Genomic DNA, 23,088 nt, shown 5'->3' on the forward strand with positions numbered 1-23,088 from the left:
CCCTTTTTTGCTTATACAAGGATCTTAGCGATGTCGTTACACCCTGACCTGGAAGCCTTTCTCGACCTGGCCCAAGACAGCCAGGACGCCGGCCTGCCGGCCATGCACCAGATGACCCCGAGCGAGGCCCGTGCCACCTTCGAGCAGACCACCGCGCAACTGCGCTGGGCTGCGCCTTCGGATCTGTCGGTGACGCAGATCGACATGGCAGCCCGCAACGGCACGCCTTTGGCGTTGCGCCTGTATCGGCCGAACGGCGCCGGCACGCCGCTGCCGGTGCTGGTGTATTTCCACGGTGGCGGATTCGTCGTCGGCAGCCTCGATTCCCACGACGGTGTGTGCCGCGAGTTTTGCCAGCGCACGCCATGCGCGGTTTTGTCGGTCGGTTATCGATTGGCCCCCGAGCATCGTTTTCCTGCGGCCCTGGAAGATGGCGAAGACGCCTTGTCGTGGCTGGCGGAAAACGCCACGAGCCTCGGCCTCGACACCACGCGCGTAGCGTTCGGCGGCGACAGCGCCGGCGCCACACTGGCTACCGTGCTGGCGATACAGGCAGTCGTACAACCGCAAACCGTAGCCATCGCGCCCAAGGCGCAGTTGCTGTGTTATCCGGTCACCGATGCTTCACGCCCCCACGATTCGCGTCTGCTGTTCGGCGAAGGTTACTTGCTGGAAAACGAAACGCTGGACTGGTTCTACCAGCACTATGCGCGCAGCCCGCACGACTGTCTGGACTGGCGTTTTTCGCCGTTGCTGACCGAGGATCTGCGTGGTGTGGCACCGGCTATTGTGCTGTTGGCCGGGTTTGATCCGTTGCTCGATGAAGGGCAGGCTTATGTCGATAAATTGCGTGCTCACGGGGTGAGGGTTGAGCTCGAACATTGTCCGGGGTTGACCCATGATTTGCTGCGTATGGCTGCGGTCATGCCTGATGTGTTGCAGGTGCATGAAGATTTGAGCAGGGCGTTGGGGCGGTTGTTGGGGTGATGCTTTGGTTGGGGTGATGCCTTGGTTGGGGTGAATATCCGTTGCTGCGGTTACGGCCTCCTATGGTTCCGCCCTTACGGCGGGTCACTTTTGGCAAACGCCCCAAAAGTAACCAAAAGGTCTGTGCCCTGACGTTCGGCCCTCGCCTGGGCTCGGGTTCCTTCGCTGCGGGATTCATCCGGGGGGCAGCGCCTACGGTTTGCTTCGCTGCACCTCCTCTCGCTGTGTTTGGCTGCGCCAAACGGTCGCTGCGCTCCCACCCCCGGATAAATCCCTCCACTCAGCCTGCCGACGGGCCCTGAGATCAAAAGCTTTACTCGAGCTAACGCTCATTGTGTTGAGTGGGGCGGCTTCGCCGCGTGGGGTGCACGCTCTCTAAATTGTAGGAGCCAGCCTGCTGGCGATGGCGGCCTGACAGCCGACCAATCTCTTGCTGATGCACCCGGCCCAACTGTGGGAGCGGGCTTGCTCGCGAAGGCGGCCTGTCAGCCGACCAATCTCCAACTGAATACACCCAATCCCATGTAGGAACTGCCGAAGGCTGTGATCTTTTGATCCGCTTTGGCTTTGGCTTTGGCTCTGGCTTTTGATGTGGCTTTTGATCTTCAGCCCCTTCGGCAGGCCGAGCGTAGGTGTTCATCCGGGGGGTAGGCGCGCAGCGCCATGCGGCGAAGCCGCATCCATCGAGAGGAGGTGCAGCGAAGCAAACCGGAGGCGATGCCCCCGGATGGACACCGTAGCGAGGGAACACTGAGCCTCAGCGAAGTGCCGTACGCCGGGGCAAAGCCTTTTGGGTTACCTTTTCGGCGTTTGGAAAAGGTGACTCGCTGTAAGAGCGAAACCGCCAGCGGCAACCCCCGCAGCAACGGATATGCCCCCAATCCCAACCCCCATTAATCCCAACACCCCAACACCAGACAGACAAAAAAAAGCCCCGCCAAAGCGGGGCTTTCTCACAACCGAAGCAATCAGAAGACAGCCTTGACCGACATCACGAAATTACGCGGATCACCATAAAAGTTACCGAAACCCTCGGTACCAATGGTCGAGTAATAACGCTTGTCGAACAGGTTGTTACCGTTGAGCGCGACCGACCAGGTGTCGTCGATCTTGTAGCCGATGCGACCGTTCCACACCGCATAACCGGCACCGTTGATGTTGCCACCGCCAATCGGCGAGACGCGATAGTTGCCGCTCTGCGCGTTGACGCCGGCGCCGACGGTGACGCGATCCAGCGGGCCGGTCAGGCTGTAGTCACCCCAGACACGCAACAGGTGACGTGGCACATAAGAGTTGTAGGCGGTGCCGTCCAGCGTGGTGTCGGCATCTTCCAGCACTTTGGTCTGGGTGTAGGTGTAGCCGGCCAGCAGTTGCAGGCGGTCAATCACTTCACCGCTGACTTCCGCTTCGAAGCCCTGAGCGCGGACCTTGCCGGAGTTGATCGAGCAAGAGCTGTCTTCGCAGCGCAGATCATCCTGGGCCGCATCTTTCTGAATGGTGCGGAACAGGCTGAAGGAGCTGTTCAGACGACCGTCGAACCACTCACCCTTGATCCCCAACTCGTAGCTCTGGCCGATCAATGGCTTGAGGGTGCTGCCATCGATGGTCTTGTAAGCGCCTTGCGGGGTGAAGATGTCGGTGTAACTGGCGTAGGCGGTCAGGTTGTCGTTGAGGTCGAACAGCAGACCGGCGAACGGCGTGACTTGGCCGGTTTCGGTGGACTTGGTGTTGACCGGTGTGCCTTCGCCGCGGAAGTACTGCACCGAGTCGGTGTCGGACTTGTACCAGCTCACCCGGCTGCCCAGTACGAGGGTCAGCGGATCAGCCAGTTTAAAGCGGCCGATGGAGTAAGCGCCGTATTGCTTGATGTGCATGTCCACCGGGCCACCACGGGATGCATTGGCCAGGTAATAGCTTTCATCCGGTTGCGGGATGTGGTGGTTCGGATCCAGCACGTTCTGACGTTGTGGCAACGCGGCCACTGCGTAGAAGTCGTCCTTGTTCGAACGGCTGGCGTTTACGCCGACGGTCAGTTCATGTTGCTGGCCGAACGCGTCGAATTTGCCGTCAACGTAGGTATCGAAGCCGTAGTCGACCTGGTCGTAATCGTAGGTGCTGCCCAGCATCAAGGTGCTGGACGAAGTGGCGCCGACCGGCACGGCACCGCTCGGGAATGCGTATTCCATGTCCTGAGTGTTGCGCGAGTAGACGCCCGCGACCTTGAGCGACCAGTCGTCATTGAACTGGTGCTTGAGGTCAGTGAAGTAGGTGGCGCGTTTGCTGCGCTGGTTGTTCCAGGATGTGTTCAGGCAGGTCGAGCGCTTGAGGTGCAGGTCGGAGCCGTCGGCGTAACGCGGCAGGCCGCCCCAGCAAGGCGTGGCGTCGACGTCTTCCCAGGCGACGCCCACACCCAGGGTGGTGTCGGGGCTGAGGTCGAAGTCCAGGGCGCCGTAGTAGATCTGATCCTTGCGGCTGGCGACGTCATAGAAATATTGACGGGTCTGCTCAGTGACCACGGCGCGACCACGGATGGTGCCCGAGTCGTTCAGCGGGCCACCGGTATCGACCTGACCGCGATAGTTGTCCCAGGTGCCTGCCGACAGCGAGAGTTCAGTGTGGGCGGTATCGCCGCCGCGCTTGCGCACGAAGTTGACGCCACCGGCGGTGCCGCCGGCGCCTTTCATCATGCCGGCGGCGCCACGCAGTACTTCCACGCGGTCGTAGATGGCCATGTCGCTGTTGAAGCTGTCGGCCTGCACGTAGCTGCTGCCGATATCCAGCGGTACGCCGTCGTACTGATACTGGCCGCTCATGCGGAAACCGCGGGAGTAGAAATACTTGCCGCCCATTGGCGAGTCGTAAACGGTGATGCCCGGGGTCTTCTCCATCACTTGTTCGATGGTGTTGAGGTTCTGGTCATCGAGCATCTTGCGCGTCATGACGGTGATCGACTGCGGTGTTTCTTTCAGTGAATGCGTGCCCTTGCCAATGGTCACGCCACCGGTGGTGTAGGAGTTGCTGCCTTCGGTGGTGGCGCTCATGCGTTGCGCGTTGACGTTGGTCGGCGCCAGTTCCATGGTATCGCCGGTGGCCGGGCCGAGCACGGTCACGGTGTTGCCGTCACGCTGATAGCGAATGCCGGTGCCTTTGAGGATCGCGTTAAGCGAATCATCACCCTGATAGCGCCCGCTGAGCGCGCTGGAGCGCAGACCTTGCAGGCTTTCCGGGCTGTAGATGATTTGCAGGCTGGTCTGTTGGCTGAGGGTCTGCAGAGCCTGTGCCAGTGGCTGGGCCGGAATGTTCAGTGTCCATTCCTGCGCCTGGACATACGGGGTGGCAGCAACGGTCAGTGCCAGACCGAGACCGGTGCCGGCCAGTCGCGAACGTGTGACGCCCTGCATCAACAGGGCTCGAGTCAGGGGGCGAAGCATGAAACGGGATGCGGACATGAGGTTAAGACCTTGGCAGGTATAGTTGTTAATGGTTCTTATTCATCTCATTAAGACGAGGAAGCCGCGGCAAACCGGAAAACTATTTTTCCGGCCTGGCCGCGGCCCCGTATTTCAAGCAGTCTGCAGTTCGCTTTTGACCTTTCCGGCCTCCATGCGCACCAGTTGGTCGGCAACGTCGAAGTAACGGTCATCGTGGGAAATCACGATGATGGTCTTGCCCAGGCGTTTGAGGTCGGGCAGCAACTCGGTGTAGAAAATCCGCCGGAACGTCGGATCCTGATCCGCCGCCCATTCATCGAACACCAGCACCGGGCGCTCTTCGAGCCAGGCGTTGACCAGCGCCAGGCGTTTGCGCTGGCCGGTGGACAGATCGGTGGTGCTGAAGGCACCGTCGCGCACGCTGACCTTGTGCGCAATTTCCAGACGCTCGAGGTAGCGGGTGGCGTCCTGCGGCACCTGACGGTCGCCCTGGATCAGGTCGTCGAACAGGTAGTAGTCGGCAAAGATCGTGGTGAAGTTCTGTCGGTAGTCATCGCGGTTGAGTGCGGTGATTGCTTGATCGTTGACGCGGATTTCACCCTCGGTCGGTGCGTACAGGCCGAGCAACAATTTGATCAGCGTGGTTTTGCCACAACCGTTTTCACCGACGATGAACACGATGTCGCCTTGTTCGATGCGCAGGTTGACCGGCCCCAGACGGAACGGTTCGCTGCCTTCCACGGCCGGGAACGCGTAGCGCACGTTGCGCAGCTCCAGGCTGTTGACGGCTGCCGCTTTGCTGCCCGTGTCTTCCAGTAGCAGGTGCGGTTCCGGCGAGGAAAACTGTTCGCTCAGCTCGGCAATCCGGCGGAACGCAATCTGTGCGCGGCTGATGATCGGCAAGGTGCTGACCAGATGCTCCAGCGGGCCTTTCATGTACAGCAGCACCAGTACAAATCCACTCATGACCGCTTTGTCGCCGCTCGGCCAGAAGGATTGCAGCGCCAGAGCCATGCCGATCACCACGAAGAACAGCATCGAGCCGAACGACTTGGCGATGACGAAGGTGTTGATGGATTTGATCTGGGTGTCGCAGATCTTTTCCGCGGTTTTCTGAATGCCGGCGACAAACATGCGCTGGCGCCGCGGGCGGTGGATACGCAGCTCCTTGGCCCCTTCGGCAATCGCGTTGTAGTGCTTTTGCAGTTCGTCTTCGGAGTCGCGCGCGGCGTAGAACCCGCGCATGCCCTTGGCCCGGGCAATCGCCTGAATCGTGGTGCCGATGGCGATGGCCACCAGCATCATCAGGAACATCGGCCAGGACAGCATCGCCAGGTAACCGAGGCAGCCAAGGGTGACGGTCATGGAGATCGCCAGCGGCGCAAAGGCGAAGGCGAAGTCGCTGATGGTGTCGACGTCGTGGGTCAGCACCGGGATCAAGCGGTGACTGCGATAGCGTTCGATCTGGTCGATCGGCGCCGACAGCACTTTCTCCCCCAGTTCCTTGCGCAGCCTGGCAATGATGTGCTGGCCGACATAGTTGGTGCCGATGTCCGACAGAATCGTCGTCAGCAACGCCACGGCGCAGAGGCCGGCGAAGATCATGACCACCGTGCGGGTCAGGCCGTCATCGGAGTGCAAGGCATTGTTGATGGTCGCCAGCAGCACGGTGACGCTCAGGCCACCGATCATGCCGAGCACGATGGACACAGAGACGATCAGGCGGAAGGGCTTGAGCAGGGCGAACAATTCGTTGATCGCCCCACGCGTAGGCTTGGTCATGGAGGATTCCTGCTTCGGTGCGGAGGGAGTGCCGGTACTTAAGGAAAACGAATGGTCACGGAGTTTCTTTAAACGACCGCAGACGGGCTGCGGTCGTGGCGGGCAGGATCAGAGGTCACGCACTACGCGGAAACCGAGCCAGTCACCCTTGCTGGTCGGCCAGCTGCTGTTGCGGTTGCCGGAGCGGGAGAACACCGGCGCTTCGCCCCAGTCGTTGCCGCGCATGACCTGGCGTTCACAGTGTTCCTGCACCCACGGGCGACCGTCGTCGGGTACCCCGGAATAGTCCTTGTGATAGCAATCGGCGGTCCACTCATAGACGTTGCCGTGGGCGTCGTAGACGCCGAAAGCGTTGGCCGGAAAGGTCCCGGCCGGCGAGGTGAAGTTGTAGCCGTCGGCGGCGCCATAGGTGTTGGCGTGTTTGGAAATCTGGTAGTTGTTGCCTTCATCGAACGGGAACGGGAAGGGCCCGGTGCTGCCGCCACGGGCGGCGTATTCGCGGATCGATTCGCTTTGCAGGCGATAGCTGTGGCCGGTCTTTTTCGACAGCCAATCGATATAGCCCTGAGCTTCGGCCACGTTCATGCACACCGCCGGGTCGCGCGCGGTCTGCTTGAACTCCGGTTTGCCGGCGGTGCAGCGGCGGCCCGGGCGATCATCGAAGTCGTAGGGCTTGTTGCCGGTATCGCGCACATACGCGTCCCATTCGCCGACCAGTACCTGGAAACGGCTGATGGCGAACGGTTTGCTGAAGGTCACCACGTGGCGCGGACCTTCATCCGGCTCGCGGCCGACTTCGTCCTCCGGGGTGCCCATGGTGAAGCTGCCAGTGGGCAGCACCACCATTTCCGGGCAGTCCTTGCAGTCCTTGAACACTTTGCCCGGAGCGGGCGGGGTCGCAGCCTGGGCGGCACCGGGCAACAGGCCGACGCAGAGCGCGGTCAGGACCAGTGCGGGGAGGGCCTTGAAGATGAATGAGGCGTGAGGCTTTTTCATGAGTCGTCTCTGTGAAAGGAAACCGGGGGCGAGCGCTCAGGCGCGCAGTTTTTTGCCGAGGATGTCCATGAACCGGTCGACTTCGGCTTCGCTGTTGAGCAGCCCGGGGGCGGTGCGGATCACCGGGCCGACATCGCGGCTGACGGCGTCGCAGATCACCCGCTGGTTCATCAGGTAGGCGGCGACCTCGTCGCTGTCCTGGCCCTTGACCCGGAAGAACGTGAAACCGGCAGAAAACTGCGGATCGAGCGGGGTCACCAGTTCGATGTTCGCGTGTTCCCGCAAGCGCTCTTTCAAATAACTGTTGAGCTGATGAATGCGTGCCTGAACGTCGGCCTTGCCCAGTTGCAGATGCAGTTTGAAGGCCTCGTCCAGTGCCCAGCGGTGTTCGAAAGCGTGGTAGCCGCCCGGGGTCATGGTGGTGGCGAACGTCGTGGCTTCGGAGAACGTCGGCACGCTCGGGCTGACGTATTTCACTTCTTCACTGCGGCTGCAGACGATGCCGGTGCCGCGCGGGCCGAACATCCATTTGTGGGTGCCGGCAATGAAAAAGTCGCAGTTCATCTGCGGGAAACTCAGATCATCGACGCCGAAGCCGTGCACACCGTCGACCACGTAAATCAATCGGTCCTGATCCTCGCGCTGACGGTTGTGCTCATCGACCAGCCGCGAAATGTCGCCGATCGGCAACTTCACGCCACTGCCCGAATGCACCCAGGTCATCCCCAGTACGCGGGTTTCAGGGCGGATGTTGCGGTTGATGGTGTCGAGCACCTGATCCAGCGAAATGCTTTGCGGGGTTTCGAACAGCTTGAGTTTTCGCACCCGGGTGCCATCGCGGCGGGTGCGGAAATCGAGGATGTTGCGGGTCGAATAGTGCTCGTGCTCGGTGGTGAGGATTTCCTGATCCGGGCGCATATGCACGCCACCGTAAATCATCGCCAGGCCTTCGGTGGTGCTGCCGGTGAGGGCGATCTGGCTCGGTTTGGCCTGCAGGTATTTGCCGGCCCAGACCCGCACATTGTCTTCGCGCTTTTCGGTGACGCCCAAATCCCAGTCCATGGCCAGGCCCGGGTTCAGATCCAGCGCTGCACGATGGCGTGCGATGGCCTCGCGCACGGGTTTGGGGTGGGAGGTGACCAGAAAGTTGGCGAAGTGAATCGCTTGCGGATCCTGCTCGAACAACTGGCGCAACTGCGTCCATTTGCTCCCGGAAGGCACGGCGGCGGGTGCGGCCATTGCTGGCGCAGCGAGCGTTGCGCCAAACGGCAGGGCGGCGGCGACCACGCCTGCCTGTTTCAGAAACGTGCGGCGGTCGGTCATGGCTGGGCGCTGTCCTGGCGGGAGATCAACGCAGGTTTGGCCGCTTTCTGCACCTGATCCCAGACGCGCATGAAGTTGCCGCCCCACAGTTTGGCGATGTCTGCTTCGGAGTAGCCGCGCTGGATCAGTTCGGCGGTGACGTTGCGGATCTCCCCGACGTTTTCCCAACCCTTGATACCGCCGCCGTCGTTGAAGTCCGAAGCGATACCGACATGGTCGATGCCGATTTTGCGCACGGTGTAATCGATGGCGTCACCGAGGTCCTTGAGGGTCGCTTTCGGTTCTTCTTCAAGGATCGCGTAGAGGCCGCTGGCGTACTGGCCGAGTTTCTGTTCGGACCAGGCAGTGATGATCGGATCGCCCGGCATCAGCGCCATGGCCAGGTTCGGCAACGGCGGCAGGTCGAAGCGCGCGCGCAGTGCGTTGAGTTTGTCCTGGGTGCCTTGGGTCAGCGGTTTGAGGTATTGCGAGAACCCGACCACCTGCACCACGCCGCCGCTGTTCTTGATCAGCTGCAATTCCTTGTCGCTGAGGTTGCGCGGAATATCCACCGCTGCCCGTGGCGCCGAGTGCGAAGCCACCAGCGGTGTACGGCTCAGTTGCGCGACCTGTTCCAGGCCCTTGGTCGACATCTGCGAGACGTCGATGATCACGCCCAGATCGTTCAGGCGATGCACTGCTTGCTTGCCGATGTCCGAGAGACCGTCGAGGGCATCGGGGGAATCATTGAAAAACGGTAGCGGGCGCGACGAGTCGGCCCAGCTGTTGTTGCCGATGTAGCTGAAGCCGAACATGCGCATGCCGCGCCCGGCCCACAGGTCCAGTTTGCTCAGGTCGTTGCCCAGCGGGTAGGCGTTGAGCATGCTGATGAAAATCGCAAACTTGCCTTCGCCATGCAGGCGGCGGAAATCATCCGGGGTGTAGGCGATGCCAACCTGATTGGGAAAGTCGCGGACCATCCCGGAAATGATTTTGTAGCGCACTTCCTGCTGGTTGCGCGCTTCCTCGACAAAGCCCTCGGTCGGGCGATGCGGCGCATTCGGGCCGTTCCACATTTCCGGCCAGCCGAACACGGTCAGTGCCGCGCCGGACAAGCGACCGCGATTGGCCTTGATCAGGTCGAACTGGCCCGAGCCGTCCTTGTCGGCTTCGTTGCCGTGTGCGCCGAAACTCAGGGGCACGGTGATGTGGCTGTCGAACGAGAGGATGCGATCCTGCAGCTCGGTTGCCTGTTTCATCACTTTGACCGGATAGCCGGGGTTGTCCCGAAACCAGTAATCCCAGGCCAGAAACCCTGCGCCGGCGCTGATCGCCAAGGCCAGCGGCAGGCCGATAAATAGAGCCTTTTTCGAACGCGGTTTTGTCATTGCCATCTCATTCAGGTTCGCCGTCGAAGTGCAGGCGCAGGGGCCTTTGCTATCTGGGAGGAACGAGTGACCGGACGGGTAATTTAGTGGTGCGGGTGAAAAGCGTTGATGGCGTGCTGTGATCTTTTGCCGGGGCCATAAATTTCCTCGGCGAGCAAACGTTCTAGCTTGGATAAAGCCTGCTTCATGGCTGACACAGGTAGGGCAATGACGATCTCTCGACGCTGGTTCATGGCGGGCATGGCACTTACGGGCGCCGCGCTGCCTGCCGCTTTTTATGCACATCGTGAGCTGACCCGTGAGGAGTTTCCGATCACACCGGGAGAGGCCACAGTGGATCTGGCCGACACGGCCGGTCAGCAGTTGGCGGACAACCTGCGCGGCGTGTGGGATATCCGTTTCAGCGGAGCCGCCGCAGGGCTGGACGGCCTGCCACACGAAGGTCTGGAATTGTTTCTCGACATTGCCCGTCGTGGCCGCGGCTTGCGCGGATTCCTCGATACCGGGGCCAATCTGCGTTCTGACGCGCCGGCGCGTTATCGGGTGATTGGCGATCTGGCGCCGGGCAATGGCGCCGAGATGTACTGGCGGCTGCTGCGCACCGATGCGCCGCAAGCGCCGCCAGTCTATGAATTCAAAGTCAAACTGGACGAAGTCTGGGCGGCGTTCGGCAATGCCGGCAGCGGCACGCTTACCGGGCAGGTGTTGCGCCTGGATCGACCGTTGGGCTTGCCCGAGCTCGACAACCATTTCATCGCCATCAAGCGACGCTTTCCCGAGGCTCGCGAGCGCACTGGATTGAACCCGACACTGTTGGCGTGGCTGGTCGCTCCGGAACATCGCTTGTTCCACCAGCTCTGGCATGCGACCCGTGACAAGTGGCACAAACTCTCGGAGAAAAAGCGCGAGGCCCTGCGCGGAATCGGCTGGCAACCCGGGCCGCGCGACAAGGAACGGGATGCTCGCGGGCCACGCAAGGATCGCAATGGTTCGGGCATCGACTTTTTCTTCATGCACCGGCACATGCTGGGTAAGGCCCGCTCGATGCAGGACTTGCCGTCGTGGCCGGCGTTCCCCATGCCGCAACCGGAACTGGAACGCGACCGTCAGGGCTTCGCCCGCTACTTCGACAACCACGACGGCAACGCCTTGCCGCCGACCTGGGTGACCGACGGCGATGATGAGTACACCCAGTGGGTCAGCGACATCAAGGCGGCCGAGACTTACCACAGCAATTTCCAGGTCTGGGAATCGCAGTACCGCGACCCGCGATACTTGTCGAAACTCACCCTTGGCCAGTTCGGCTCAGAAGTAGAGCTGGGCCTGCACGATTGGTTGCATATGCGCTGGGCGTCGGTGGCACGCGACCCGTCCAACGATATTCCGGTGCCGATGGCGCGCGATCAGGCGGATTTTGCCGCGCGTTGGTACGCCCCGGAAAACGACTTTCTCGGCGACCCGTTTTCCTCCCATGTGAACCCGGTGTTCTGGCGTTTTCACGGCTGGATCGATGATCGCCTCGAAGACTGGTTTCGCGCCCATGAGCGTTTTCACCCGGGCGAAGTCAGTCGCCTGGAGGTCAATGGCGTGCCGTGGTTTGCCCCGGGGCGCTGGGTTGAAGTCGACGATCCGTGGCTGGGGCCGGACACCCATGGCTGCAGTACCGTGCCGGGCCTGCAGATCGGCCGCTCGGTGGAGATGGACCCGGAAACCATGAAGCTCGCGCTGCGCATCACCTTTGGCGATGAAGACCACATGGCCGACCTGTTCCGCAAGGTGCCGCAGCGACCGTGGTACGCCCGACATTTGAAGGTGAAGGGGCGGCAACTCTAAGCACAAAAAAATCGCAGCCCGGAGCTGCGATTTTTTTTGCCCTGAGGGATTGGTTTCGCCTGACCTGGCGCTTTCGCGAGCAGGCTCGCTCCCACGGGGATCTGCGTTGAGCCTCGATCTGCGACGCGCCCCATCACCCCTGTGGGAGCGAGCCTGCTCGCGAAGGCGTCGGGACAGTCGACAAGGGACGGTCAGATGACTTGCCAGCCGCCGCCCAATGCCTTGTACAAGGCAATGCTGGCCTGCAAGCGCGACAGGCGCAGTTGCACGTTCATGTCCTGCGCCGCATACAGCGTGCGCTGGGTTTGCAGCACGGTGAGCAAGTCTTCGGCACCGGCCTGATAGCGACTTTGGGCGATGTCGAATGCGGTTTGCGCCTGGCTCAGCTCTTCGCTTTGCCATTGCCGTTGTTCGTCGAGGCCGCGAATGCTGCTGAGGGCTTTTTCGACGTCGGCGAAGCCATTGATGATTGCCCCGCGATACGTCTCCAGCAGTTCGTCCTGACGGGCCTTGGCCTTGTCGCGTTCGGCGCTCAGACGGCCATTGTTGAAGATCGGCGCGGTCAACCCGGATGACAGGTTATAGAACGTCGTGCGCAGCAGATCCGCCGCCAGATCGGCGCCGGTGCCGAGGCTGGCGGTGAGGGTGACTTTGGGTAGCATGGCCGCCCGGGCCACGGTGACATCGGCTTGCGCGGCCGCGAGTCTGGCTTCGGCGCTGGCGATGTCCGGGCGCCGGCTCAGCAGATCGCTGGGCACGCCACTGGCGATGTTCGGCCACTGCAATTGTTCGAATGACTGTTGAGGTGAGGACAGCGTCTGCACCGGTTGGCCGAGCAGGGCGGCAAGGCTGATCAGTGCTTCGCGTGCCTGTTGCTGCACCAGCGGCAACTTGCGCTGTTGTTCGGCCACCAGGCTTTTCTGCTGGGCCAGTTCCAGTGCGGTGGCGCTGCCGGCGTCGAAGCGGGTTTGCACCAGGTGCAATACGTTTTGCGCGTTGGCCAGATTGAGTTCGGCGATGCGCGCCTGCTCACGCAACGCCAGGGCCTGGGTGTAGCTGGTGGCAACGCCGCTTTGCAAGGTCAGTTCGACGGTGGCGCGATCGAATTCGCTGGCTTGCACGCCGAACACCGCGCTGTCGCGGGCGGCGCGTTTGCCACCCCAGAAGTCGATTTCGTAACTGGCGCTCAGCTCTGCGTCGTAGTAATCCAGCGAACGCTTGTCGGGGTTCACGTCCAGTTGGCTGTAGCCCTTGCCGTGCAACAGTTTCTGCCGATTGGCATTCAGTCCGGCCTTGATTTCCGGCAGTAGCGGGGCGCCCGCAATCGTCGCGCTGGCCTGCGCCTGCCTGACCCGGGCCACCGCGGCGCCGAGGTCATGGCTGCCCAGGCGTGCCTGTTCGACCAGTCGATCGAGTTCGGGGCTGCCGAACTGCGTCCACCATTGGCGGTTGCTTTGCACCGCACCGGGATGATCCGGTGACTGCCAGGCGGGCGGTGGCTGCACGCCGCTGTCGGGGCGTGGCGCAGGGCTGCTGCAGGCCGCCAGCAACAGGCTGGCGGCGAGGAGGGTCAGTGGCGCTTTCATAGATCGATCATTCACTGGTAAGGGCCGTGACCGGATCGAGCCGGGCGGCCTTGCGGGCAGGCATGAAGCCGAAGATGACACCGGTGACCAGTGCGCAGGCAAAGGCGCCGAGCACAGCCAGCCATTGAAACGCGATCGCTACGCCACTGAACATCAGGACGCCGCCGACCAGCATTGCCAGGCTGATGCCGGCAATGCCGCCGACCACCGAAAGCATCACCGCTTCGGTGAGAAACTGGCGCAGGATGTCGCGCTGACGGGCGCCGGTGGCCATACGAATGCCGATTTCCCGGGTGCGTTCGCGCACGGTCATCAGCATGATGTTCATCACGCCGATACCGCCCACCAGCAGCGAAATGGCAGCAATGGCGCCGAGCATCAGCGACAGCGTGCCTTGGGTGCGCGCCTCGGCCTGGATCATCGCGGCGTTGTTGGTGAGTTCGAAGTCCTTCTTGCCGTTGTGCCGGCGCAGCATCGCTTGTTCGATGGTCTGTTCGGCGTCCTTGACCTTGCGCGCATCCCTGGCGGCGATCACCACGTATTCCGGATTGCGGCTGCCGAACAGACGCATGCTGGCCGCGGAGTAGGGCACGGCAATGCGATTGTCGCTGTCCGAGTCGCCCGAGCTTGAGCCTTTTTCGGCGAGAACGCCGAGGATCTGGAACGGCACGTTTTCGATCAGGATGTACTGGCCGATCGGATCGGCGACATCCTTGAGCAACTTGTCGCGCACTTTGGTACCGATTACCGCCACAGCGGCGGCACTGTCTTCGTCGGCCTGGGTGAAGTAACTGCCCTGGACCACCGGCCAGTTGAAGATGATCGGGAAGTTGGTGTCGTTGCCACCGACATAACTGCTGTGATCGGCGTTGCCGAAACGCACGCCGGCGGTCGAGCCGTTGACCGGCATGATGCGTTCGACCTGGGGCAGGGTGGCCAGCTCGGCGACGTCATCGAGCGTAATGATCCCCGGTGGCGTGCGCGGGTTGGGCGCGGCGCCGCTCAGATAAATGATGTTGGAGCCGAAGGCGCCCATCTGCGCCATCACCTGGCGTTTGCTGCCTTCGCCAACCGCCAGCATCACCACCACCGAAGCCACGCCGATGACGATGCCGAGCAGCGTCAGCGCGGTGCGAAACCGATTGATCCACATGACTCGCCAGGCGGCTTGCACCGCATCCACCAGTTCGCCTTTCCAGGCGCCGGTCTGGGTACTGCCGGCGCTCAGGCGCTGGCGCAGATCGACCGCTTGCAGGGCGCCGGGGTTGGCGGTACGGGGCGCGGCTGACGGATGTTCGGCGGTGTCGCTGATGATCAGGCCGTCGCGGATTTCGATGATGCGTTTGGCGCGTTGCGCCACTTCGCGGTCGTGGGTGATGAGAATCACCACATGGCCCTGACTGGCGAGTTCGTCGAGCAAGGTCATGACCTCGGCACCGCTGTGGCTGTCGAGGGCGCCGGTGGGTTCGTCGGCGAGGATGATGTGACCGCCGTTCATCAGCGCCCGGGCAATCGATACACGCTGCTGCTGACCGCCGGAGAGTTGGTGCGGGCGGTTACCGGTGCGACTGGCCAGGCCGAGGCGCTCCAGCAATGCACTGGCCCGCGCGTGGCGTTCCGCCGCCGGAGTGCCGGCGTAGATGGCCGGCATCTCGACGTTTTCCTGAGCGGAGCCGGACGGAATCAGGTGATAGCCCTGGAACACGAAACCGAACGCCTCGCGGCGCAGCCACGCCAGTTCGTCGGTGTCCAGTTGCGCGACATCTTCACCGGCAAAACGATATTCGCCGCTGGTGGGGCGATCGAGGCAGCCAAGGATGTTCATCAGCGTCGATTTGCCGGAACCGGACGCGCCGACGATGGCCACGAACTCGCCGGCATGAATCGACAGATCGATGCCGCGCAACACCTCCACCAGCGGGCTGTCATTGCCGCCGTAGGATTTGCGGATCTGCCGCAGGTCAATCAGGGGCGTTTGCATTCAGCCTCCGCTGCCGGTGGCCGGAGCGCTGAGGACGTGATCGCCCTCGACCAGACCTTCGAGCACTTGCGTGCGCAGGCGATCGCTGATGCCGGTTCGCACGTCGCGGGACTGGATTTCGCCATTGGCGGCAACGACCTGCGCCCGTTGCCACTGCGCCCGCGTGCCTGGCTGCAGGGCGGCGCTTGGCACGGTCAGGGTGTCCCTGGCCTGTTGCGCGACAAAGAACACCTGCGCCGTCATGTCGGTCATCAGGCTGTTGTCAGCGTTGTCGACATCGAGCAGTACGGTGTACAGCACCACCCGTTCGCTGCCGCTGCGACCACTGGTGGGGCTGCCGCCCTGATTCTGTTCGAGGGGGCGCGGCGGCACCGGCAGAATCTGCCGCACAGTGCTGTTCCAGCGCCGGCTGCCACCACTGAGGGTGGTGAAGTAGGCGGTCATGCCAGGTTTGACGTGACCAATGTCCGCTTCGGACACCTCGGCCCAGACCGTCATTGGCGATAGCCGCGCGATGCGCAGGATCAACGGTGTCTGTTGCTGCGCATTGAGTGTCTGGCCTTCCCGCGCGCCGACGGCCACCACCGTGCCGCTCATCGGTGCATAAATGCGTGTGTAGCCGAGCTCGGCCTCGTCGCTGCGCAGGCTTGCCTGGGCCTGGCGGATCTGCGCCTGGAACATGTCGATGCGCGCCTGGGTGGCGCGAACTTCGGCGCGTGCGGTCTGCACATCTTCTTCACGGGTCGCGCCACCGGCGGCGAGCTTCTGCTGGCGCTGGTATTTCTGCTGTGCGAGATCGTGCTGGGCGCGCTGCTCCTGCAGTTGCGCCTTGAGGTTTTCGATCGAGAAACGCCCGGCATCGAGTTTGGCTTTTTGCGTGGAGGGGTCGATCTCCACCAGCAACTGGCCTTCCTTGACCGTATCGCCAGCCTCGACATGGATCTTCTGGATCTGCCCGGAAGCCTGCGCGCCGACATCCACATAACGACGCGGCTGCAAAGTGCCCAATGCGGTCACGCTGTTTTCGATATTGCTGCGGGTCACCTGAACGGTGGCGAGGGCGTCCCGCCCGGGCGGCAAAACCTGCCACGCGGCAACGGCGATCACGGGAATCAGACAAAGGGCGGCAAACAGGGCGCGTCGGGCGGAGCGGGGACGTTTCATGCAGGGTTCCGGCCAGTAGGTTCGGCCCGTCGTTCAACCGCGGCGGCGCAGTGCGCGGGGGGTGAACGCTGTCGCAAGGCGCGACAGATACGGGGAGCTGTCCTGTAAACGATGAGTGCGCAAGGGAATTTAAGTGCGCACACATCAAGTAACAGGTAGCCGCAGAGGACTATTTGGCCCGGATGTGGAAACAGCTCTTTAAATCTATATGAGAATTACTATAAATTACGCAACTCAAGTTGCCACCATCTTGCTACTGCGGATCGCGGGCGGCGGAATCCGTGTGCTCAAGGACAGGAACTGCATCGATGCGGTCGGGAGTCATGTTGGAAAACTACTATCGGGAGCTGGTGTGTTTCCTGAACGCCAGGCTGGGCAACCGTCAGGTTGCCGAAGATGTGGTGCATGACGCTTATTTGCGGGTGCTGGAGCGTTCCAGCGACACGCCCATCGAGCAACCCCGGGCGTTTCTCTATCGCACCGCGCTGAACCTGGTCATCGATGATCATCGGCGCAATGCCCTGCGTCAGGTCGAGTCGCTTGATGTGCTCGACAGCGAAGAGCGCTATTTCACCCCGTCACCCCATGGCACCCTCGATCACGGCCAGCGTCTGGAAATGCTCCAGCGTGCGCTGGCGGAGTTGCCGCCGTTGTGCCGCGACAGCTTTTTGCTGCGCAAGATCGAAGGCCTGTCCCACCCCGAAATTGCCGCGACCCTCGGGATCTCCAAGGCGTTGGTGGAAAAACACATCGTCAATGCCATGAAGCATTGCCGGTTGCGAATCAAACAATGGGATGCCCATTGATCCCGGCTGGTTAAATTTCCTTTCATCGTCCTCGTTCCTACTCAACAGACGACCTGCTGACCTGTTTCGGGCCGGTCAGGTCACCCAGGCTTTATCCCCGTGTTGAGGGGTTCATCCAGAGGACACTGGAAATGACACAGGCAATTGCATCGCCCATCGTTCACGACCTGATCGGCGTCGGTTTCGGCCCTTCCAACCTGGCCCTGGCCATCGCTCTGCAAGAGCGCGGCCCGACCCACGGCGAGCTGGATGTGCTGTTCCTCGACAAGCAGGCCGACTACAGCTGGCACGGCAACACCCTGTCGACCCAGAGCGAGTTGCAGATTTCCTTCCTCAAGGATCTGGTGACCCTGCGCAACCCGACCAGTCCGTACTCGTTCGTCAACTACCTCAAGCACCACGGGCGTCTGGTGGACTTCATCAATCTCGGCACCTTCTACCCGTGCCGCATGGAGTACAACGACTACCTGCGCTGGGTCGCCGGGCAGTTCACCGAGCAGAGCCGCTACGGCGAAGAAGTGCTGACCATCGAACCGGTGCTGCACAACCATCAGGTTGAAGCGCTGCGCGTGATCTCCCGCGATACCGAAGGTCAGCAGTTCGTGCGCACCGCGCGTTCGGTGGTGGTCAGCGCCGGCGGCACGCCGCGTATTCCCGAAGCGTTCAAGGCGCTCAAGGGCGACAGCCGCGTGTTCCACCACTCGCAGTACCTGTCGCAGATGGCCAGACAGCCGTGTGTGAACAATCAACCGATGAGCATTGCGATCATCGGTGGCGGGCAGAGCGCGGCGGAAGCCTTCATCGATCTGAACGATTCGTTCCCGTCGGTGCAGGTCGACATGATCCTGCGCGGCTCGGCCCTCAAGCCTGCGGACGACAGCCCGTTCGTCAACGAAGTGTTCTCGCCGGAGTTCACCGATCTGGTGTTCCAGCAAAACAGTGCCGAGCGCGAGCGCCTGGTCAACGAGTACCACAACACCAACTACTCAGTGGTGGACATCGACCTGATCGAACGCATCTACGGCATCTTCTATCGGCAGAAAGTCTCGGGCATCGCCCGTCATGCATTCCGCACCCTGACCACCGTTGAAAGCGCCACCGCCACCGAGCGCGGTATTGAACTGGCGGTGCGCAACAACGCCACCGGCGAAGTCACCGTGCGTGTCTATGACGCCGTGGTCCTGGCCACCGGTTACGAGCGGCAGATGCACCGCAAACTGCTGGCTCCGCTGGAGGAATACCTCGGTGATTTCGAGGTCGATCGCAACTACAGACTGATCACCGACGAGCGCTGCAAGGCCGGCCTGTACATGCAGGGCTTCTGCCAGGCCAGCCATGGTCTGAGCGACACGTTGCTGTCGGTGCTGCCGGTGCGCGCCGACGAGATTGCCGGCTCGCTGTACGAGCATGGCAAGCACCGTGGGCATCGTTCGATGGCGGATTTGTTGTTGGCGACGGCCAGCTGATTCTGTATTGCCTGATACACCGCTTTCGCGAGCAAGCCCGCTCCCACAGGGGATCTTCATTGAACACAGATTTTGTGGTCAGCAGAGATCCAATGTGGGAGCGGGCTTGCTCGCGAAGGGGCCTCCAAGACCACCGCAAAAACCCATTCCTGAACCCTTCCTGAATATCCCCCGATATTCCTCGACACACCTTCTTACACGGGTTTACTCATCCATCATCGAGGCGTAAGCTTCGCGCGTTTTCATCAATAGCGGAGACCCACAGTGGGTACTTGTTCGAGTGACAGTTGTCGGCCGGTCTCGGTAACCGGCAGATTCTCGGCAAGATAACGCGCAGCCTTTCTCTGCCGTTGTCTCGCCGTAAAAGCGAGCAGCGGCATCCCGATCATGGTCAGCTGAGACCATGTCCCGACGTCCTTCTCATCGACACTGAACGTGTGTGGTTCCGACCGTGTGGTCGTGATCGCAAACCTATCGACACGCCTGTCTTTTCTGACCGGCGCGCCAAGCCTTGCCGTGCCGGATTTTCCGGCGCTCGAGGCATGGTCGTACCTGCTCGACGGTTTCCCGGCTGACCATAGGGGCAACAGCCATGAAACTTACGCTCAAGGAATTTTTCGCAGGCTTCCTGCGTACACGCCACATCGCCCGGCACTTCCGCCGTCTGGCGTTGCTGGAATCGATCAACGACACCACGGTCAGCCGTGAAGTGCCGCCCACCCTGGCCAACACCCTGGTCGATGCGGCCCATCGCGACAGCAGCGAACTGCTGTCGTCGCTGGGCACCCACACCGACGGTTTGACCGATTTTGAAGTCGACGCACTGCGCGCGCAGTACGGCCTCAACGAAGTCGAACACGAGCAGCCGCTGCCATGGTGGACCCACTTGTGGCACTGCTACAAAAACCCGTTCAACCTGCTGCTGACCCTGTTGGCGGTGATCTCGTGGCTGACCGAAGACCTCAAAGCCGCCACGGTGATTTTCTCCATGGTGGTGCTGTCGACGCTGCTGCGCTTCTGGCAGGAAAGCAAATCCAACCGGGCCGCCGATGCGCTCAAGGCGATGGTCAGCAACACCGCCACAGTGATGCGCCGCGATGAGCCACGGATCGAACTGCCAATCAAGCAACTGGTGCCGGGCGACCTGATCGTACTGTCTGCCGGCGACATGATTCCTGCCGACTGCCGGGTGCTCAGCGCCAAGGACCTGTTCGTCAGCCAGGCGGCGATGACCGGTGAATCGATGCCGGTGGAAAAATTTGCCCGCCAGGCCGACCGCGACACGCGCAATCCGCTAGAGCTGGAGAACATCCTGTTCATGGGCACCAACGTGGTGTCCGGCACGGCGATGGCGGTGATTCTCACCACCGGCAACAGCACCTATTTTGGTGCGCTGGCGCAACGGGTCGGCGCGACTGACCGTGCGGTGACCTCGTTCCAGCTCGGTGTGAACAAAGTCAGCTGGCTGCTGATCCGCTTCATGTTCGTCATGGCGCCGCTGGTGCTGTTCATCAACGGTTTCACCAAGGGCGACTGGACTGAAGCCCTGTTGTTCGCGCTGTCGATCGCTGTCGGCCTGACTCCGGAAATGCTGCCGATGATCGTCACCTCGACCCTGGCCAAAGGTGCGGTGTTCCTGTCGCGCAAGAAAGTCATCGTCAAGCGTCTCGACGCGATCCAGAACTTCGGCGCCATGGACGTGCTGTGCACCGACAAGACCGGCACCCTGACCCAGGACAAGATCTTCCTCGCGCGCAACGTCGATGTCTGGGGTGAAGACTCGGATGACGTGCTGGAAATGGCTTATCTGAACAGCTACTACCAGACCGGGCTGAAAAACCTGCTCGATGTAGCGGTGCTGGAGCACGTGGAAATCAACCGTGAGCTGAAGGTCGGCACGGCGTTTCGCAAGGTCGATGAGATCCCGTTCGACTTCAATCGCCGGCGCATGTCGGTGGTGGTTGAAGGGCGTGGTGAACCGCATCTGCTGATCTGCAAAGGCGCGGTAGAGGAAGTACTGGCGGTGTGCACCCGTGTGCAGCACGGCGAAGTCGAAGAAGCCTTGAGCGATGAATTGCTGACCCGGATTCGTCAGGTCACCGCAGCATTCAACGCTGAAGGCTTGCGCGTGGTGGCCGTGGCTGCCCGCTCGATGCCGGAAGGTCGCGACACTTACAGCCTGGCGGATGAGCAGGAATTGACGCTGATCGGTTATGTGGCGTTCCTCGATCCACCGAAAGAAAGCACCGCGCCGGCGCTCAAGGCTTTGGCCGAACACGGTGTCGCCGTCAAAGTGCTGACCGGTGACAACGAACTGGTGACGGCGAAGATTTGCCGCGAAGTCGGTCTGGCCCAACAGGGCCTGCTGATGGGCAATGACATCGAGCGCATGAGTGATGCCCAACTGGCAATCGCCGTGGAGAAGACCAATGTCTTCGCCAAGCTGACTCCGTCGCACAAGGAGCGCATCGTGCGCATTCTCAAGGGCAACGGGCATGTGGTCGGCTTCATGGGCGACGGCATCAACGATGCGCCGGCACTGCGCACGGCTGACATCGGTATTTCGGTGGACAGCGCGGTGGACATCGCCAAGGAAGCCGCCGACATCATCCTCCTGGAAAAGAGCCTGATGGTGCTGGAGGAGGGCGTGCTCGAAGGGCGCCGCACCTTCGCCAACATGCTCAAGTACATCAAGATGACCGCCAGCTCCAACTTCGGCAACGTGTTCTCGGTACTGGTCGCCAGTGCGTTCATTCCGTTCCTGCCGATGCTGCCGATGCACCTGCTGGTACAGAACCTGCTCTACGACATTTCGCAGATCGCCATTCCGTTCGACAACGTCGATGACGAGATGCTGAAAAAGCCGCAACGCTGGCAGCCGGCTGATGTTGGACGCTTCATGCTGTTCTTCGGTCCGATCAGTTCGATCTTTGACATCCTGACGTTCGCCTTGATGTGGTATGTGTTCGATGCCAACACCCCGGATCACCAGACCCTGTTCCAGTCCGGCTGGTTCGTGGTGGGCTTGCTGACCCAGACGCTGATCGTGCACATGATCCGCACGCCGAAGATTCCATTCCTGCAAAGCCGTGCAGCCATGCCGCTGCTGGTGATGACCGGGATCATCATGGCGGTCGGGATCTTCCTGCCGATGGGGCCGCTGGCCGACTACTTCAAACTGCAGGCGCTGCCGTCGATGTACTTCGTGTTCCTGCCGATGATCCTGTTGGCGTACATGGCGCTGACCCAGGCGGTGAAAGGCTTCTACATCCGCCGGTTCGGCTGGCAATAAAGGTTCGGACAACACTGTTCCCCTGTGGGAGCGGGCTTGCTCGCGAAGGCGGTGTGTCAGCCACTACAACTGTGACTGAATAACCGCCTTCGTCGGATCGCCGCCCGGAGCAAGCCCGCTCCCACAGGGGGCAGTGGTTTATTCAAGGAGCTTCATCATGCAAGCCATCAACAACCTCAACCTCACCTCGCTGCTCGACACTCTCGTCAGCCTCAGCGCAGCGTTCATCCTCGGTGGCCTGATCGGTTTCGAGCGCCAGTACCGGCAGCGCACCGCCGGTCTGCGCACCAACGTATTGGTGGCGGTCGGCGCGGCGATTTTCGTCGACATGGCCAACCGCCTCGGCGGTGCTGATGGCGCGGTGCGCGTGGTTGCCTACGTGGTCTCCGGCATCGGCTTTCTCGGCGCCGGGGTGATCATGCGCGAGGAGGGCAACGTCCGTGGCCTCAACACCGCCGCGACCCTGTGGACCTCCGCCGCCGTCGGTGCCTGCGCCGGTGCCGACCTGTTGGCCGAAGCGGTGCTCGGCACGCTGTTCATCCTCGCCGCCAACACCTTGCTGCGGCCGATTGTCAACAATATCAACCGCCAGCCACTGGATGTGGTCTCGGCCGAAGTCACCAACATCGTTTACGTGATCGCCCGACGCTCGCAACAGAAAGCCGTGTTCGCCCTGCTCGAAGCCGAGCTGGAGCGCAGCAACTACCCGGCCAGCGATGTCGATGTACACGCCTTCGGCGCTGACGAAATCGAGATCGAAGCGACGCTGGCGACCACCTCGGTGGACGGTGACGAACTCGATGCCCTGGTGGCGCGGATCTCGACTTCAGCGCTGGTGGTGCAGGCGTTCTGGAGTCCGAGTACCACGGAATAAGGCAACAACCTCGAGCCGCCATTCGGCGTGGCTCTCGGCGATCGCTATCGCCGCCTCTGGCAAGAAAATCGCCGCTTTGGCCAGTGTCCAGGCGGCGTACTGTCGGTTTTCGAGAGGTTTCCTCCTGCTTTTAGGACTTTTCCTACATAGGTTCTGACGACTTCTGGTTAGCGTGTTCAGCACATTTTCTTACGCCGTTA

General features: G+C 61.7%; 14 protein-coding genes. 6 read left to right on the forward strand and 8 right to left on the reverse strand.

Annotated elements, in window-relative coordinates; all coding sequences use genetic code 11:
- Positions 1 to 30 precede the first annotated feature (30 nt).
- On the forward strand, positions 31 to 987 hold the full coding sequence (locus NTD85_RS13150) for an alpha/beta hydrolase (protein WP_262142353.1): 957 nt from the start codon (positions 31 to 33) through the stop codon (positions 985 to 987).
- Between the two features lie 968 nt (positions 988 to 1,955).
- Here the strand turns inward: NTD85_RS13150 and NTD85_RS13155 are convergent.
- The 5 genes from NTD85_RS13155 to pvdM all read right to left on the reverse strand — a co-directional run bounded on the left by NTD85_RS13155 (position 1,956) and on the right by pvdM (position 9,886).
- Complete coding sequence (locus NTD85_RS13155; RefSeq protein WP_177434675.1) at positions 1,956 to 4,436, reverse strand: TonB-dependent siderophore receptor; 2,481 nt, start codon at positions 4,434 to 4,436, stop codon at positions 1,956 to 1,958.
- A 114-nt stretch (positions 4,437 to 4,550) separates the two neighbouring features.
- Positions 4,551 to 6,200, reverse strand: coding sequence for a cyclic peptide export ABC transporter (locus NTD85_RS13160; RefSeq protein WP_262142354.1), 1,650 nt, complete (start codon positions 6,198 to 6,200; stop codon positions 4,551 to 4,553).
- Positions 6,201 to 6,308: 108 nt separating this feature from the next.
- A complete protein-coding gene (locus NTD85_RS13165; RefSeq protein ID WP_226501899.1) occupies positions 6,309 to 7,196 on the reverse strand; it encodes a formylglycine-generating enzyme family protein in 888 nt (295 codons plus the stop codon).
- Positions 7,197 to 7,232: 36 nt separating this feature from the next.
- Positions 7,233 to 8,519, reverse strand: coding sequence for an aminotransferase class V-fold PLP-dependent enzyme (locus NTD85_RS13170; RefSeq protein WP_262142355.1), 1,287 nt, complete (start codon positions 8,517 to 8,519; stop codon positions 7,233 to 7,235).
- Positions 8,516 to 9,886: a pyoverdine-tailoring dipeptidase-like protein PvdM gene (gene pvdM / locus NTD85_RS13175; RefSeq protein WP_003223442.1), complete on the reverse strand. Its 1,371-nt coding sequence runs from the start codon at positions 9,884 to 9,886 to the stop codon at positions 8,516 to 8,518. Before pvdM ends, NTD85_RS13170 begins: the two co-directional genes overlap by 4 nt.
- A 207-nt stretch (positions 9,887 to 10,093) precedes the next feature.
- Here pvdM and NTD85_RS13180 point away from each other — a divergent pair, with 207 nt between their 5' ends.
- Complete coding sequence (locus tag NTD85_RS13180) at positions 10,094 to 11,719, forward strand: PvdJ/PvdD/PvdP-like protein (RefSeq protein ID WP_262142356.1); 1,626 nt, start codon at positions 10,094 to 10,096, stop codon at positions 11,717 to 11,719.
- 191 nt (positions 11,720 to 11,910) lie between these two features.
- Here the strand turns inward: NTD85_RS13180 and NTD85_RS13185 are convergent, their stop codons facing one another.
- Genes NTD85_RS13185 through NTD85_RS13195 form a run of 3 tightly spaced genes read right to left on the reverse strand, consistent with a single transcriptional unit; the run spans position 11,911 to position 16,450 of the window.
- Entirely contained in the window at positions 11,911 to 13,305 is a 1,395-nt protein-coding gene (locus NTD85_RS13185; protein WP_201138249.1) for an efflux transporter outer membrane subunit, read from the reverse strand.
- Between the two features lie 7 nt (positions 13,306 to 13,312).
- Positions 13,313 to 15,286 carry a MacB family efflux pump subunit gene (locus NTD85_RS13190; protein ID WP_262142357.1) on the reverse strand — a complete coding sequence of 658 codons (1,974 nt, stop codon included), beginning with the start codon at positions 15,284 to 15,286 and terminating at the stop codon, positions 13,313 to 13,315.
- A complete protein-coding gene (locus NTD85_RS13195; RefSeq protein WP_003223449.1) occupies positions 15,287 to 16,450 on the reverse strand; it encodes an efflux RND transporter periplasmic adaptor subunit in 1,164 nt (387 codons plus the stop codon).
- 323 nt (positions 16,451 to 16,773) lie between these two features.
- On the opposite strand from NTD85_RS13195, the gene NTD85_RS13200 reads away from it, so the two are divergent.
- From NTD85_RS13200 to NTD85_RS13215, 4 genes are all read left to right on the forward strand, one after another.
- Complete coding sequence (locus tag NTD85_RS13200) at positions 16,774 to 17,256, forward strand: sigma-70 family RNA polymerase sigma factor (RefSeq protein ID WP_045122362.1); 483 nt, start codon at positions 16,774 to 16,776, stop codon at positions 17,254 to 17,256.
- A gap of 131 nt (positions 17,257 to 17,387) precedes the next feature.
- Complete coding sequence (locus tag NTD85_RS13205) at positions 17,388 to 18,722, forward strand: lysine N(6)-hydroxylase/L-ornithine N(5)-oxygenase family protein (RefSeq protein ID WP_103521839.1); 1,335 nt, start codon at positions 17,388 to 17,390, stop codon at positions 18,720 to 18,722.
- A 592-nt stretch (positions 18,723 to 19,314) separates the two neighbouring features.
- Positions 19,315 to 22,014, forward strand: a complete 2,700-nt coding sequence (mgtA, locus tag NTD85_RS13210; RefSeq protein ID WP_103484486.1) for a magnesium-translocating P-type ATPase — start codon at positions 19,315 to 19,317, stop codon at positions 22,012 to 22,014.
- A gap of 157 nt (positions 22,015 to 22,171) precedes the next feature.
- Positions 22,172 to 22,888 carry an MgtC/SapB family protein gene (locus tag NTD85_RS13215; protein WP_103484485.1) on the forward strand — a complete coding sequence of 239 codons (717 nt, stop codon included), beginning with the start codon at positions 22,172 to 22,174 and terminating at the stop codon, positions 22,886 to 22,888.
- Positions 22,889 to 23,088: the final 200 nt, after the last annotated feature.

The sequence above is a fragment of the Pseudomonas sp. 13B_3.2_Bac1 genome, from assembly GCF_025466205.1.
In the GTDB taxonomy this organism is placed as follows: domain Bacteria; phylum Pseudomonadota; class Gammaproteobacteria; order Pseudomonadales; family Pseudomonadaceae; genus Aquipseudomonas; species Aquipseudomonas fluorescens_H.